The organism is Paenilisteria newyorkensis, from assembly GCF_000766145.1.
GTDB classification, from domain to species: Bacteria; Bacillota; Bacilli; order Lactobacillales; family Listeriaceae; genus Listeria_A; species Listeria_A newyorkensis.
On record NZ_JNFB01000040.1, the window covers coordinates 133,876 to 148,962 of the forward strand.

The 15,087-nt window shown below is 44.3% G+C and carries 12 protein-coding genes; 4 read left to right on the forward strand and 8 right to left on the reverse strand.

All coding sequences use genetic code 11. From position 1 onward, the window contains the following. Nucleotides 1-373: 373 nt before the first annotated feature. From EP58_RS14040 to EP58_RS14055, 4 genes are all read left to right on the forward strand, one after another. Entirely contained in the window at nt 374-2,257 is a 1,884-nt protein-coding gene (locus EP58_RS14040) for an FAD-dependent oxidoreductase (RefSeq protein WP_036094368.1), read from the forward strand. A 114-nt stretch (nt 2,258-2,371) separates the two neighbouring features. Further along, complete coding sequence (locus EP58_RS14045) at nt 2,372-2,809, forward strand: NusG domain II-containing protein (RefSeq protein ID WP_036094369.1); 438 nt, start codon at nt 2,372-2,374, stop codon at nt 2,807-2,809. 30 nt (nt 2,810-2,839) lie between these two features. Beyond that, nucleotides 2,840-3,376: a flavinylation system FAD exporter subunit EetB gene (gene eetB / locus EP58_RS14050; RefSeq protein WP_036060247.1), complete on the forward strand. Its 537-nt coding sequence runs from the start codon at nt 2,840-2,842 to the stop codon at nt 3,374-3,376. A gap of 18 nt (nt 3,377-3,394) precedes the next feature. Further along, on the forward strand, nt 3,395-4,375 hold the full coding sequence (locus EP58_RS14055; RefSeq protein ID WP_036094371.1) for a polyprenyl synthetase family protein: 981 nt from the start codon (nt 3,395-3,397) through the stop codon (nt 4,373-4,375). Between the two features lie 78 nt (nt 4,376-4,453). Here the strand turns inward: EP58_RS14055 and tuf are convergent, their stop codons facing one another. From tuf to EP58_RS14095, 8 genes are all read right to left on the reverse strand, one after another. Further along, on the reverse strand, nt 4,454-5,641 hold the full coding sequence (tuf, locus tag EP58_RS14060) for an elongation factor Tu (RefSeq protein WP_036094372.1): 1,188 nt from the start codon (nt 5,639-5,641) through the stop codon (nt 4,454-4,456). 290 nt (nt 5,642-5,931) lie between these two features. After that, entirely contained in the window at nt 5,932-8,022 is a 2,091-nt protein-coding gene (fusA, locus tag EP58_RS14065) for an elongation factor G (RefSeq protein ID WP_036094373.1), read from the reverse strand. 75 nt (nt 8,023-8,097) lie between these two features. Beyond that, entirely contained in the window at nt 8,098-8,568 is a 471-nt protein-coding gene (rpsG, locus tag EP58_RS14070) for a 30S ribosomal protein S7 (protein WP_036065477.1), read from the reverse strand. A 29-nt stretch (nt 8,569-8,597) separates the two neighbouring features. Next, nucleotides 8,598-9,011: a 30S ribosomal protein S12 gene (gene rpsL, locus EP58_RS14075; RefSeq protein ID WP_036094375.1), complete on the reverse strand. Its 414-nt coding sequence runs from the start codon at nt 9,009-9,011 to the stop codon at nt 8,598-8,600. A gap of 258 nt (nt 9,012-9,269) precedes the next feature. Further along, a complete protein-coding gene (locus tag EP58_RS14080) occupies nt 9,270-10,907 on the reverse strand; it encodes a peptide ABC transporter substrate-binding protein (RefSeq protein ID WP_036094377.1) in 1,638 nt (545 codons plus the stop codon). 18 nt (nt 10,908-10,925) lie between these two features. Beyond that, nucleotides 10,926-11,705, reverse strand: a complete 780-nt coding sequence (locus tag EP58_RS14085) for a gamma-glutamyl-gamma-aminobutyrate hydrolase family protein (RefSeq protein ID WP_036094378.1) — start codon at nt 11,703-11,705, stop codon at nt 10,926-10,928. 141 nt (nt 11,706-11,846) lie between these two features. Then, nucleotides 11,847-13,877 (reverse strand): penicillin-binding protein PBP4(5), encoded by a 2,031-nt coding sequence (gene pbp4, locus EP58_RS14090; protein ID WP_036094380.1) that lies wholly within the window; start codon nt 13,875-13,877, stop codon nt 11,847-11,849. Nucleotides 13,878-13,936: 59 nt separating this feature from the next. Next, complete coding sequence (locus tag EP58_RS14095) at nt 13,937-14,923, reverse strand: aromatic acid exporter family protein (RefSeq protein ID WP_036094381.1); 987 nt, start codon at nt 14,921-14,923, stop codon at nt 13,937-13,939. Nucleotides 14,924-15,087: the final 164 nt, after the last annotated feature.

Below are 15,087 nucleotides of genomic sequence, written 5' to 3' on the forward strand. Positions count from 1 at the left end.
ATATTACTTGTGATGACATGAACAATAAAATTGACACGAAATCAACAAGCTCACCTTAATTCCACTTAAATATAACATTATTGTCTCAATTTGTCTACACACAGTATGCATGATTCGAAAACCAAGAATTTTCAGAAAGCGATTACGTTCTTATTTTGCAATGATTTTTTTAAATTTTTCCCACTCAAATGGGGTTTGTTGCCCTGTGAAGGTTTTCACCTATTAATTCGCGTTTGTTTCTCATTTTTTGAGGGTAAAGACCCTAGACAGCCTTTGTTCTATCTGTTAAACTGGGTTAGGTTATTACTATAATGTTTTGGAACGCAGGACTTATAATTTTTGTGAATATACTTACAAGGAGTTGAGAAAGCATATGCCTGAAAAGAATATTGTTTTAATAGGGGCGGGATATGCAGGTGTACATGCGGCTAAGAAATTAGCGAAAAAGTACAAGAGAGACGAATCAGTAACCATCACGTTGATTGATAGACATTCCTATCATACGATGATGACTGAGTTGCACGAAGTAGCTGGGGGACGTGTTGAGCCAACAGCGATACAGTATGATTTGCGTCATTTGTTTAATCGTACGAAAGTCAAATTAGTGACGGACAACGTAACGCACGTTGATCACGAAACGAAAACAGTAACGACCGAAAATGGTAGCTATCCGTTTGATTACCTCGTTCTTGGTATGGGCGGCGAGCCTAATGACTTCGGCACGCCTGGTGTTAGCGAACACGGATTCACGCTTTGGTCTTGGGAAAACGCGGTGAAGTTGCGCGAACATATCGAAACGGTTGTGCATGACGCATCGGAAGAACAAGATGTGGCGAAACGCAAAGCCATGCTTACTTTTGCTATTTGTGGTTCTGGTTTTACTGGGATCGAAATGGTTGGAGAATTGCTTGACTGGAAAACGCGTCTTGCGAAAGATAATAAGGTCGATGTTTCTGAGATTGAATTGATTGTTGTCGAAGCGGCACCAACGATTCTGAACATGCTAGATCGGAAAGATGCTCAAAAAGCGGAAGACTTCATGCTGAAAAAAGGCATCAAGATTCTGAAAGATGCTGCGATCGTTGAAGTTAAAGCGGAAAGCATCGTTTTGAAATCTGGCGAAGAAATTCCAACGCATACATTAATTTGGACTGCTGGGGTTCGTGCGAATTCTGATACGAAAGATTACGGTATGGAAACAGCGCGTGCTGGTCGTTTGAAAGTTAATGAATACATGGAAGCTGAGAAGTTCGAAAACACGTACGTTATAGGTGACTTGGCTTATTATGAAGAGGAAGAAGGCAAACCGACTCCTCAAATCGTTGAAGCTGCTGAACAAACCGGGATGACTGCTGCTAAAAGTATCATCTCAGAAATCAGCGGGACGGAAAAAGAAGCGTATAAAGGGAAATATCACGGTGTCATGGTTTCGATTGGCTCCAAATATGGCGTCGCTAACCTAGGTGGATTACGCTTGCACGGTTGGTTCGCGATTTTCATGAAACACATGGTTAACCTTTACTACTTCTTTGGAATCCGTAGTGGTTATTATATGGCGCAATACGTTTCCCATGAATTTTTCCATATTCGAGATAATCGGAATATTTTCCGCGGTTGGACTTCTCGTTATGGTAACGTACTTTGGACATTGCCGCTTCGTATTTATGTCGGTTGGTTCTGGGTTGACGAGGCTCTTTCTAAGATTTACGGTGAAACGACGTGGGATAAAGTTAGCCTGACGAACTTAAAACCGTTATTCCAAGGACTCGGACCTGATTCATGGTTAACTGCGACAACTTCAAAAATGCCATTCGAGTGGTTACAAACAGACGCAACATCTGGCGCGTCACAAGCGGCCGGCGATGCTGCTGGTGCTGCTGCAACAAACGTAACAACACCAATTTTTGCGCATATGCCTGGTTGGTTTGAATGGATCATGAAACTTATCATGCCAAACCTCGACGTTGCTCTTTTCATGCAAAAAGTCGTTCCGTTTGTAGAACTTGCAATCGGTCTTGCGCTTGTTGTTGGTCTATTCACTTGGTTAGCTAGTATCGGAAGCGCTGGATTCCTAGTTATGTTCACACTCTGCGCTATGCTTGGTTGGGACAAATTCTGGGCGTTACCTGCTTCGATCGCTTTACTAAATGGCGCTGGACGTACATTTGGTTTAGATTATTGGGCTATGCCTTGGTTACAGAAACATCTTGGGCGCTGGTGGTACGGCAAGGAAAGTTCCATCTACCGCGACAAGTAATTTTATACGATTCATTCATAGCGAAAGGCAGCCGAAAAAAACTGCCTTTCGCTATATATTTTTGGCTTAGTGTATTACAATGAACATAAAGCTAGTTAGAGGGGGAAAAGAAACGTGAAGGAATATTTACATATGGTGAAGCGTTGGGATGTTATTATCATTGTGCTTTTGACCGTGCTTTCTTTTCTGCCTCTAGCTATTTTTACTTACGCGAAATCTCAAGAACCTGCCCCACCAGCTGGCTCGGAGTCGAAGTTGGTCGCGGTGATTAAAGTCGATGGCAAAGAGTTTAAGCGCGTCGATTTGACCGGTCATACAGGCGTTGATACGTTTAAGGTGACGGCGGATGATGGGGATTACAACGAGATTGAAGTGAAGGATGAGCGGATTCGGATTAGTGCGGCGAATTGTAATGACCAAGTTTGCGTCCGTGTTGGCGCGATTGGGAAACTCGGCGAGACCATCGTTTGTTTGCCACATAAGGTCGTGATTGAAGTGCAGTCCACAACTGGTGAGACGGAGCCGGACGATGGGATTGTTATTCCGTCTTAAGATTAATTTTGAAAAATGGGAGGTGTGTGCATGACTAAAAATAAGCGTTTAGTTTATATTGCTTTACTGGCCGCTCAGGCGGTTGTCATTAGCTTGTTGGAGCGCGCGATACCATTCCCGTTCGCCTTCGCGCCTGGTGCCAAGCTCGGTTTGGCGAATATTATTACGTGTATTTCCTTGTACACGCTATCCACGAAAGACGCTTTTATGATTGTTTGTATTCGGCTGGTACTCGCTACCTTGCTCGGCGGGACGATTTCGACGTTTATGTATAGCGCGGCCGGAGCGATTTTGAGTTTTGGCGGTATGTGGTTGGTGAAGAAACTGGGGCCTAAACGTGTCAGCATTATCGGTGTCAGCACGACTGGCGGGATTCTACATAATGTCGGTCAGCTCGTGATTGCAAGTTGGATCGCCGGTAGCTGGAACGTCATGCTCTACCTGCCTGTCCTCTCGTTTATCGGGATACTATCAGGGATTGCGGTCGGAATCGCGGCCAATTATTTAATTAAAAATGTACAGACGCTACGTGCTTTCAATAAAACGAATGAACCTATTCAAAACTAAGCGAAATGAGGATGAATTATGCAACTTCACCCGATGTGGGACGCCTATCCAAATCTGCAAACCGATTTGAAAGATGTACTCACAACTATCGAAAAAAGTATCCAAATCCGAGATAAGCAAGTGGAGAAAAACGTGAAAGATTTGATTCACGCTGGCGGCAAACTGTTGCGCCCTGCTTACGCTATGCTCGCGGCTCAAATTGGTCCTGATTGGGATCGTGATCGCGCTATCGCGGTTGCCGGTGCCCTAGAAGTCCTACATATGGCGACGCTGATTCATGATGATGTCGTGGATGATGCGCCGACTAGACGCGGCATTCCGACGATTCACTCGAAATACGGACGCAATTACGCAGTTTATACCGGCGATTATTTATTTTGCATCTGTTTTAAAATTTTATCGAGTCACGCTAGCTCGGTTGAAAACATCGAATTTAACAGTAAAAACATCGAAAAAATCCTGATGGGCGAACTTGATCAAATGCGGATGCGCTATGATATCGATGTGACGGTGCGCCAATACTTGTCGCGCATTTCCGGGAAAACGGCGCAACTTTTCGCGCTGAGTACTTTTTCCGGCGCATCTCAAAGTAAAGCCACTCGTTTTCAAGTACGCAACGCCTGGAATATCGGCCACTATCTAGGCATGGCTTTTCAGATTATCGACGATGTGCTGGATTATACAAGCTCCGATGACGGACTCGGAAAACCTGTGTTAAACGACGTCAAACAAGGCGTCTACACACTTCCACTCATCTACGCCATGCAGAAACACCAAGCCGAATTCCAACCACTACTCGAAAAACAGCTTGATATGTCCGATGCAGACTTGGAACAACTACTCGCACTCATCACAAAATACAAAGGCGTGGAGCAAGCCTTCACACTAGCCGATAAATACACCAAAAAAGCGCTCCGGGAAATCAAGCAACTCCCAGCTGGCGATTATCGTGATCAAATGTACGGCCTCACATCTTCTATTTTAAAAAGAAACATTTAGTCCACGCGGATTAAATGTTTCTTTTTATGGCAAAAAAATCCGGCTCCCCAAACGAGGAACCGGATTTTTAAATGGATATTATTTAGAGATAGTCGCTACTACTCCAGCGCCTACAGTACGTCCACCCTCACGGATAGAGAATTTAGTACCTTCTTCAATCGCAACTGGTGCAATTAGTTCTACTGAAATTTCAACGTTATCGCCAGGCATAACCATTTCAGTACCTTCTGGAAGTGTAACAACACCTGTTACGTCAGTAGTACGGAAATAGAATTGCGGACGGTAGTTATTGAAGAATGGAGTGTGACGTCCACCCTCTTCTTTTGATAGAACATAAGTTTCAGCTTTGAAAACTGTATGAGGAGTAATCGAACCTGGCTTAGCTAATACTTGGCCACGTTGGATATCTTCACGAGCTACACCACGTAAAAGTGCGCCAATGTTGTCGCCTGCTTCAGCGTAATCAAGTAACTTACGGAACATTTCTACTCCAGTTACAACGATTTTCTTAGTGTCTTCAACAAGACCGATAACTTCAACTTCGTCACCGACTTTAACTTGTCCACGTTCAACACGACCTGTAGCAACAGTTCCACGACCAGTGATTGAGAATACATCCTCAACTGGCATCATGAATGGTTTGTCAGTGTCACGAGTTGGAGTTGGGATATAGCTATCCACAGCGTCCATAAGTTCGTTAACTTTTTCTTCCCACTCTGGCTCACCTTGAAGAGCTTTAAGAGCAGAACCTTTGATTACTGGAATATCGTCACCAGGGAATTCGTATTCAGTTAATAGATCACGGATTTCCATTTCAACTAATTCTAGTAATTCTTCGTCATCCACCATGTCACATTTGTTCATGAAGACAACAAGGTAAGGAACACCAACTTGACGTGAAAGCAAGATGTGCTCACGAGTTTGTGGCATTGGACCATCAGCAGCAGATACTACTAAGATACCACCATCCATTTGCGCAGCACCAGTGATCATGTTTTTAACATAATCGGCATGTCCTGGGCAATCTACGTGTGCGTAGTGACGGTTTTCAGTTTCATACTCAACGTGAGCAGTAGAGATTGTGATACCACGTTCTCTTTCTTCTGGAGCACCATCGATTTGGTCGTATGCAGAAGCTTCTGCAAAACCTTTTTTAGATAGTACAGTAGTGATTGCAGCTGTTAAAGTAGTTTTACCATGATCGACGTGTCCGATAGTACCAACGTTAACATGGGGTTTTGAGCGGTCAAATTTTTCTTTAGCCATTTTAATATTTCCTCCTTAATGTTTAAAAAAATTATTGATAACACGCGGAAACAAATCCGCGCGAATCTTGTTACTATAGTTATACAGGATACAACAAAAGTTTGCAATCAATCCAATCGGCTAACCGTTCATTTCATACGCCAAACTTGCCTGTAACGCTACACCTCAGCGGATCGACAAATGCTTAGATTCTAGGCAATTTCGAGTACCGGAGCGGAGCGTACATCGGTACGTGAGCACCGGAACGCAGGAATTAACGACGGAGATGAGCGTTTGTCGATTCGCTGATCTTAGTCTTCTTTGTTATTTCCGCCATTAGCTTTGATGATTTCTTCACCAACGGATTTTGGAACTTCTTCGTAATGGTCAAACTGCATCGTATAAACTCCGCGACCTTGCGTACTTGAACGCAGGTACGTAGCGTAACCAAACATGTTTGCAAGTGGAACGAAGGCACGAACAACTTGAGCGTTACCGCGTGCTTCCATACCATCTACGCGACCACGACGAGATGTGATGTTACCCATAATGTCTCCAAGGTAATCCTCAGGTACAATTACTTCAACATTCATCATTGGTTCCAAGATGACAGGACTACATTTCTTAGCCGCGTTACGAAGAGCCATAGAAGCAGCCACTTTAAAGGCCATTTCATTGGAATCGACATCATGGTAAGATCCGTCATATAATTTCGCTTTAATATCGATTAGCGGGTATCCTGCAAGCACACCATTTCCTAGTGCGCCTTCAAGACCTGCTTGTACTGCTGGGATGTATTCACGTGGAACAACACCACCAACGATAGCGTTCTCGAACTCAAAGCCTTTTCCTTCTTCGTTAGGACCGAATTCGATCCAAACGTGACCATATTGTCCACGACCACCGGATTGACGAACGAATTTACCTTCGACTTGGGCAGTTTGGCGGAATGTTTCACGGTAAGAAACTTGTGGATCACCCACGTTAGCTTCTACCTTGAACTCACGACGCATACGGTCTACAAGGATATCTAAGTGAAGCTCACCCATACCAGAGATGATTGTTTGACCAGTTTCTTGGTCAGTCTCTGTACGGAATGTTGGATCTTCTTCTGCAAGTTTTGCAAGAGCTTGACCCATTTTATCTTGATCGGCTTTTGATTTAGGCTCAATAGCAACCGAGATAACTGGTTCTGGGAATTCCATGGATTCTAAGATAATTTGATTCTTTTCATCACATAGCGTGTCCCCAGTAGTTGTGTCTTTCAAACCAACAGCAGCAGCGATATCACCACAATATACGATCGAAATCTCTTCACGGTGATTAGCGTGCATTTGAAGGATACGTCCAACACGTTCACGTTTACCTTTAGATGAGTTTTGAACGTAAGAACCTGAGTTCAAAGTACCTGAGTAAACGCGGAAGAAAGTAAGACGACCAACATAAGGGTCAGTCATAACTTTAAACGCAAGAGAAGAGAATGGTTCGTTATCATCAGGATGACGTTCCGCTTCTTCTTCTGTATCCGGTAAAATACCTTTAATAGCAGCAACATCAGTTGGCGCTGGAAGGTAATCTAGTACTGCATCAAGCATCGGTTGAACACCTTTGTTTTTGAATGCTGTACCACATACAACAGGGTAGAAGTCTACAGCTAGCGTTCCTTTACGGATTGCAGCTTTCAACTCTTCTTTTGTAGGCTCTTCACCTTCAAGGTATTTCATCATTAGATCTTCATCTAAATCAGCAACAGCTTCGATAAGTTTGCCACGATATTCGTCAGCAAGCTCTTTTAAGTCAGCTGGGATTTCACGAATTTCAGGATCATTTCCTACATCATCAAGATAATACAAAGCGTTCATCTCAACTAAGTCAATGATACCTTCAAAAGTATCTTCCGCACCGATTGGTAATTGGATTGGGTGTGCATTTGCATCCAGACGGTCATGTAATGTACCTACTGAGTACAAGAAGTCAGCACCAATTTTATCCATTTTGTTAACAAATACTACACGAGGAACCCCGTAAGTAGTTGCTTGGCGCCAAACTGTTTCGGTTTGTGGTTCAACACCTGATTGTGCATCTAGAACTGCAACAGCACCATCTAATACACGAAGGGAACGTTCAACTTCAACAGTGAAATCTACGTGTCCTGGTGTATCGATAATGTTTACGCGGTGACCTTTCCATTGCGCAGTTGTCGCAGCGGATGTGATCGTAATACCACGTTCTTGTTCTTGTTCCATCCAGTCCATTTGTGATGCACCTTCATGTGTTTCACCAATTTTATGAATACGCCCTGTATAGAAAAGGATACGCTCTGTAGTAGTGGTTTTACCAGCATCAATATGAGCCATAATACCAATATTACGCGTCTTTTCTAAGGAGAACTCTCTAGCCATGGGTATTTCTCCTTCCATTATTAACGATTTAGTTAGGCAACAAGCGTTGACCTAGTCGCGCGGATAAGACGAATCTTACCAGCGATAGTGAGCGAATGCTCTGTTTGCATCTGCCATTTTATGTGTATCTTCACGTTTCTTAACGGAAGCTCCAGCATTGTTAGATGCATCAAGAATTTCGTGTGCAAGACGTTCTACCATAGTTTTCTCTCCACGAAGACGTGAATAGTTAACTAACCAACGTAGACCTAGAGTTGTACGACGATCAGCACGAACTTCAATCGGAACTTGATAGTTAGCACCACCGACACGGCGAGCTTTTACTTCAAGAACTGGCATGATGTTTTTGATTGCTTCGTCAAATACTTCCATAGGGTCTTTTCCACTTTCTTGCGCGATGATATCAAAAGCAGAATAAATGATAGTTTGCGCTTTTCCGCGTTTACCATCAATCATAAGTTTATTGATTAGACGTGTTACCAATTTCGAATTGTACATCGGATCTGGTAATACGTCACGTTTAGCAACAGGACCTTTACGAGGCATTGGATATCCTCCTTTCATCTAAGTTTTTATTATTTTTTAGGTTTTTTCGTTCCGTATTTAGAACGGCTTTGTCCTCTATTTTCAACACCAGCTGTATCTAGAGCACCACGTACGATATGGTAACGTACCCCCGGTAAATCTTTAACACGTCCTCCGCGAATAAGTACAACACTATGTTCTTGTAGGTTATGTCCGATACCTGGGATATAAGCAGTTACTTCAAGTCCGTTAGTCAAACGTACACGAGCGTACTTACGAAGCGCCGAGTTAGGTTTCTTCGGAGTCATTGTACCAACACGAGTACATACACCACGTTTCTGTGGAGATGATACGTCTGTTAATGATCTTCTGAAAGTATTTAGGCCTTTGTTAAGTGCTGGAGAATCAGATTTCTTAGATTTAGATTGACGCGGTTTGCGAACTAATTGATTAATTGTAGGCATTTTTTGGTTTCCTCCTTCCGATTTTTCTAGAGCCACACATCCAGGTGGTTCATTTTTTCTTTAAAATAAAATTGCTGACAGGATATTTCCTAGCAACAGTTTCTATTCTCTATACCTCGTCACGAAGGAAGAGGCACCTTGGATATAGTACCATTCTTCGTGGGGGATTGTCAAGCATTTCGACTATGTTTGTTTAGATAGAAAATAATAGCCGAAAACAGCGACAGAATCGTTGGTTTCAGCTATTATGCTTATGACTTATTTCGCGACGTATGCGAGCCTGTAAGAGATGTTTCTGCCAAACGGGTAGATTTGTACATTTTTGACAGCTGGATCTAACAGGTACGCCGAGGCTCCTTGATAGAATGGTGCGACAACGGCATCTGTTTGAATTAATTGTTTTTCCAGTTCGAGCATCTTGTCCCAACGCTTTTCAGGATCTGTTGCGTAGGCCTGTTTGACATCATTCAACCCTGCATCATAGGTCGCGTTGTTATATTTCGAAAAATTTAAACCGCCATCTGATTGGTATACTTCCAAAAAGTTGATGGGGTCGCTGTAATCCGGCGTCCATGTGCCGTAGAAAACATCGTAATCTCCTGCTGTCGTGAGTGCTAAGCGATTTTTTAGCGGGACACTTTTTAGTTTGATCGTCACGCCTGGTAGGTTCTTTTCGATTTCGCTTTGTAGGAATTCGACGGTTTTCTTGGAGACTTCTGTGTCGGAGGATAGGACTTCTAGGGTGAGTTTGTCGACGCCGAGCTCTTGTTTGGCTGTCGCCCATTCTGATTTCGCTTTTTCAGGGTCGAACGTGACGAAATCGCCATTTTCTGCCCGGAAATCTTGGTTGGTTTTCGGATCTTTGGCAAAACCGGATGGGATGTAGCCGTTCAGTGCTTTGGAGCCATCGCCTAGAACAGTGTTTGTGTAGGCTTCTTTGTCAAACGCCATCGAGAGGGCTTTGCGCAAGTGGACGTTAGCCGTTGCTTTGCGGTCTTCATTGAATCCTAAATAGCCGATGAGCGATTTTTCTTTGGAATGGTAGGCTTTGTCGTCTTTGTATTGTTGGACGAATTCGTCGGTTAGTGCGGTGTATTGGACGTCACCGGTTTTATAGAGGTTTACGCCTGCTCCGGTGTCTTTAGCGACTTGGACAGCGACTTTGTCTAATTTTACGTTTTTCGCGTCCCAGTAGTCTTTATTTTTGATGTAGGTCCATGATGTGCCGATTCCTGACCAGTCTTTTAATAAGAAGGGACCGTTGGATAGGACTGTGTCGGCGGATGTGCCGTATTTCGAGCCTGCGGATGTCACGAATTTCTCATTTTGTGGCAAAAATGGCGTTCCTGTAAGTAGTTTTGGCAAGTATGGAATTGGGTTTTCGAGTGTAATTTCGAGTGTTTTGTCGTTGATTGCTTTGACGCCTAGTGTGTCTGGTGATGCTTTCTCATTGCGGATTTGGTTCGCGTTTTTGATGACGTCCAGTTGATTCGAGCTCGGTGATGCCGTTTTTGGATCAACTACTTTTTGGAATGCAAAAACGAAATCGGCGGCTGTGACTGGATCACCGTTCGACCATTTGGCGTCATCGCGCAGTTGGAATGTGTAGGTTTTTTTATCGGCACTCACAGTTGGTTCCGCGCTGGCAATGCCTAGTTCGGCGTCATTGTCTGGATTGACGCGATATAAGCCTTCCGAAATTTGACCGATTGCATCCGAGCTGAACGTGTCACTATATAGCGCGCTATCAAGCGTAGCGATTTCGCCTGCGGACGTGACTTTGATCGACTGTCCGGCATCCCCGCTGGCCTTCTCTTTGTCCGTATTTCCCCCGCCACACGCTGCGATGACAACACCGATTAGCGCTATCATCGCGATAAGTATCCCATTTTTCATGTTGTTTCCTCCCTTTTGCTAACGTAAAGTAGCTCTCTTTTTAAAATTAGCCGGTGCATTGTAAAACTGCTTTAGCGCGCCCAGCTCCGCGTTTTTCACAAAGTCTCGAAAAAGGTGTTGCATCGATGCGTCCCGTTCCGCGATCAGCTCTGGGTGCCACTGAACACCGACAACGAATGGCGCGCCTTCCTTTTCAATCGCTTCCACAACGCCGTCAGGGGCAGTAGCCGTGATTTTCAAGCCCGTTCCTAGTTTATCAACCGCTTGATGATGAAACGAATTGACGCGCGCTGTGTTTCCGAGAATGTTATGGAGTCGCGATGCCTTGGCAATCTGAATGTCATGCGTCGCTCGCGTGGCCCCGTCCTGCTGCATATGCGCTAAATTCGCGTTTTCAATATAGCTCGTATCTTGATGCAGCGTCCCACCAAGCGCTACGTTCAACAACTGCGCACCACGACAAATCGCCAGAATCGGCTTTTTTTGTAGCAATGCCTCTTTCAAAAGCGCCAACTCGAATAGGTCGCGTGTCGGGCAGATAGCGCCAAGTTTCGCTTGGGAATCCGCGCCGTATAAAGCCGGTGAAACATCCTGACCGCCTGACAAAATGAGCCCATCAATCTGATCCACAAAAGTCGTCACCAATCGCGTATCCGTCACCGGAATAACAAATGGGGCCGCCCCGCTCTTCGCAACAACCGATACGTAATCCCCGCCAACGTACGTGCCGTTACGCGAAATCGTATTCGGGACTTGTTCTGTCAATTGTGCTGCCGAAATACCAATAATCGCCGTCATTCGCTTCACCCTCCTTTTTTAATTCGCATCTATTTACTCGGAATTAATATTTCACTTATTATACCTCGTTCAAATAGTAAAGTAAAGTGATTACACAAAAAAGCCTGAAAAGTCACAAAGACCTCTCAAGCTTCCCTAGCATTACTTATAAAACGATTCAATCACCGGTTTCATCTTATCAATCACGAGCCCACTACCACCGCGACCATTTACGTCTTCGATCATCGCTAACACGAGGTAATCCGGTTTGTCGCTATCAAACGCGAGCAAGAAACCATTTTCCAGACCACTTTCGCCTTGTTTTTGCTTCAATTCCGCCGTTCCCGTTTTCGCAGCGATATTATGCCCTGCGATTTGGAGTTTATGCGCGGTTCCCTCAGGTTTCGAAACAGCTTGAACGAGCGCTGATTTGACGGCATTCGCTGTCCCCGCACTCATCGAATCTTTCGCTGCCTTCGTCTCCTGTGTTGCCGTCAACTTCGGATAAACCATTTTGCCGTTGTTTGCGAATGGCGTGTAGGCCACTGCTTGCTGGATTGGAGACATCAATAATTCCCCTTGCCCATAAGCCGTATCCGCGAGTAAAATGTCCGATTTGATGCCGTCATTGGAAACTTGCGCTGATTCCATGTTGAATGGTAAATCAAATTCTTCGCCAAAATCGAATTTTTTCAGGCCATCTTGGAATTTCGTTTCTCCCATTTCCAAACCTTCTTGTGCAAAATAAATATTATCCGAGTTTACGAGCGCATCCACCATGCTCACTTTTGGAATATCATGCACACGTGTCACAAAATACTTGCCCCACGATTTATCTTTTTGCCACTGTAAACCAGAGATTTCACGAACTTTATCCGGTTTTGTCGTGCCATTTTCAAGCCCAACTGCTGCCGTAATTGTTTTAAAAGTAGAACCCGGTGCGTAACGCGTCGCATAACGAGCTAGGAATGGCAGTTTTTTATCGTCGGTATATTTCTTATAATCCTCACTAGAAATTCCCGCTACCATCTGATTCGTATCATAGGACGGCGAACTCACAAGTGCCGCGAGATTCCCATTTGTAGGGTTGATAATCGTCGCAGAACCAGCCTCACCTTTTAGCGCGTTAAACGCATTTTGCTGGATTTGGCTATCAATCGTCAGCTTAATCGTGTCGCCATCCTTCTTCTCATTTTGTTGCAGAACAGTTTCCTCTTTCGTCTCGTCATTCACGATCAAGATACGGCCGCCGTTCACACCACGCAATGCTTTGTCATAATAACGCTCCAATCCAGCTTTTCCAATCAGATCGCCAGCGTTTAGCAATTTATTTTTCTCGATATCCTCCGCGCTCACTTCGCCAACATAGCCGATTAAATGCGCTGCCGCTTGACTTAGAGGGTAGTACCGCGTTTCAATCGTGGCGTAACTGACACCCGTCATCTGCACAGGAGAGCCCGTCGTCAACACCTTAATCGGCACAAACGTATCCGGATGCACCCAGCTTTGCGACAATTTCTTCTCCAAATCAGCGACAGGAATATCGAATTTCTTACTGATGGCCTCCAAGTTTTTCGTCTTAGCCTCGCCCTCACCAAGATCATTCGGAACAATTCCAGCCTCGCTCACGTTCTTGTTAATCGCGAGCCCTTTGCCGTTCACATCTTGAATCTGACCACGCTTCGCCTCATCCGTCGTCAAGCGAACCTTATCCGATTTCACCATCCCTGGAAAAATTAAATTCGGCTGCCAGTCCACTTTCCAAGCGTCATCCTCACTCGAAATGGTCGCACTATATTTCTGCTTCGCCATCTCACCAAGCGTCGTCGTCATTTCCAGACTATACGTCAATTTATAATTATTTTTCGCATCATCAGGCGTCACTTTCAAGTCGGAAACCTTGATATCACGCGCGTCGATGCCCGTAAAAACAGTTTTATATTTCGCTTCCATTTCCTTCGCTGTGAAACCGCTCGTCTTCAATGATTTTTTCGTCACATCATCCGACAGCTTCGTGAAATTCTGTTTTTTAACATTGGTCGTAAAACTTTCCGCGGCTTCGTTGGCCATTTTCTCATTCTTCGCACTGCTGTTCATGAAATAATAGGTCGCGCCCCCGCCAATAGCAAGAACTAACACAACAATAAGGCTGATCCAAATCCATTTCTTGTTACTCTTTTTTTGTCTACGCACCTTGTTCCCTCCATTTTGTACCTCGTTTTGACTGCCTCTTTATTATAGCAAAGGATGGCTCAACCAGCACTAATCTTTACTAATTCTTTACCTTCTCCAAATTGCTTCGCGAAATCGCGTTTTAATTCTAATAAATAGCGCAAATCATTGAGAAATTGAAACAACAACGCGCGCCCTTCAAACTCTTCTCTTGTCTTCGGTAACTCACTTTTGCGAAAATCAGCAAGCATCGTGTTCACATCCGCGACCAAATCGTCCGCCGGGTTTTGCTCTGACAGTGACAGCGCTGTTTTCTCAACCAAACTCGCCATTTTTCCTGCATGTTCCGTTAAAATACTGATTTGCCGCACCGACAGATTCATTTGCCGAATCACGCGAAGCTGCACCATCCGCATATCGATATATTTAATGTAATACCGCGAATCCGCAAATAACTGATTATCAAAATGGCGCCGCGACTGCTCATTCGCCTCCGTCAAGTACTCCGCCAACTGCTTAATCAGTTTTTTCTCATCCAAATAAACTGGCTCACGCTTCAAATCCTGCGCAAAACAAAAGAAAATTTGGCGCATCACCGATTCAATTTTTTGCCGTTGCTGCTTCATTTCCGTATCCATTTTCGGCATGTATAAGTTCAGTAAAATACCAATTCCCGCACCAACAGCCATGAGTAGCATTTCATTTGTAAACCAGAACAGCGAGAGCGACTGCTCCACCAAAATATGCGTCACAAGCACCGAACTCACTACAATCCCGTCCGCTACTTTGAGTCGTACTGCAATCGGGATGAACACGAGTAAATAAAAGCCGAATGCGATTGCGTTGAAGCCAAGAAGCAGGAAGAAAATCGCGGATATCGTCAGCGCAATAATCGTCGAATATACCCGTTGCACCGCGAGTTGTATCGATCCCTTTTTCGTATTTTGAATGCTCAGAACAGTAATCAAGCCTGCGGAAACCGCGTATTCAAGACCCCACCACTCGGCGATGAGTATCGCAAGCGTCGCACCAACAGCCGTTTTTACCGTACGCAATCCAATTTTCAAAGCCTTTCACCTCTTTTTTATTATCGTTATCTATTTTACACTATGTATTAGGAATTAAAAAGCCGGGGTGGTCGCAGAATCTAAAATAATATTCTAGGGGCGTTCCTTTATGGTATGTAGTTTTCCGCTCTGGTTACTCATAATTAAAGAGCCACCTGCGAAAT

Bases quoted from the DNA above. Each gene is read 5' to 3' on its own strand.
- EP58_RS14040 (WP_036094368.1), top strand. From the start codon at position 374: ATGCCTGAAAAGAATATTGTTTTAATAGGGGCGGGATATGCAGGTGTA.
- eetB (WP_036060247.1), top strand. From the start codon at position 2,840: ATGACTAAAAATAAGCGTTTAGTTTATATTGCTTTACTGGCCGCTCAG.
- EP58_RS14055 (WP_036094371.1), top strand. From the start codon at position 3,395: ATGCAACTTCACCCGATGTGGGACGCCTATCCAAATCTGCAAACCGAT.
- tuf (WP_036094372.1), bottom strand. From the start codon at position 5,641: ATGGCTAAAGAAAAATTTGACCGCTCAAAACCCCATGTTAACGTTGGT.
- fusA (WP_036094373.1), bottom strand. From the start codon at position 8,022: ATGGCTAGAGAGTTCTCCTTAGAAAAGACGCGTAATATTGGTATTATG.
- rpsG (WP_036065477.1), bottom strand. From the start codon at position 8,568: ATGCCTCGTAAAGGTCCTGTTGCTAAACGTGACGTATTACCAGATCCG.
- rpsL (WP_036094375.1), bottom strand. From the start codon at position 9,011: ATGCCTACAATTAATCAATTAGTTCGCAAACCGCGTCAATCTAAATCT.
- EP58_RS14080 (WP_036094377.1), bottom strand. From the start codon at position 10,907: ATGAAAAATGGGATACTTATCGCGATGATAGCGCTAATCGGTGTTGTC.
- EP58_RS14085 (WP_036094378.1), bottom strand. From the start codon at position 11,705: ATGACGGCGATTATTGGTATTTCGGCAGCACAATTGACAGAACAAGTC.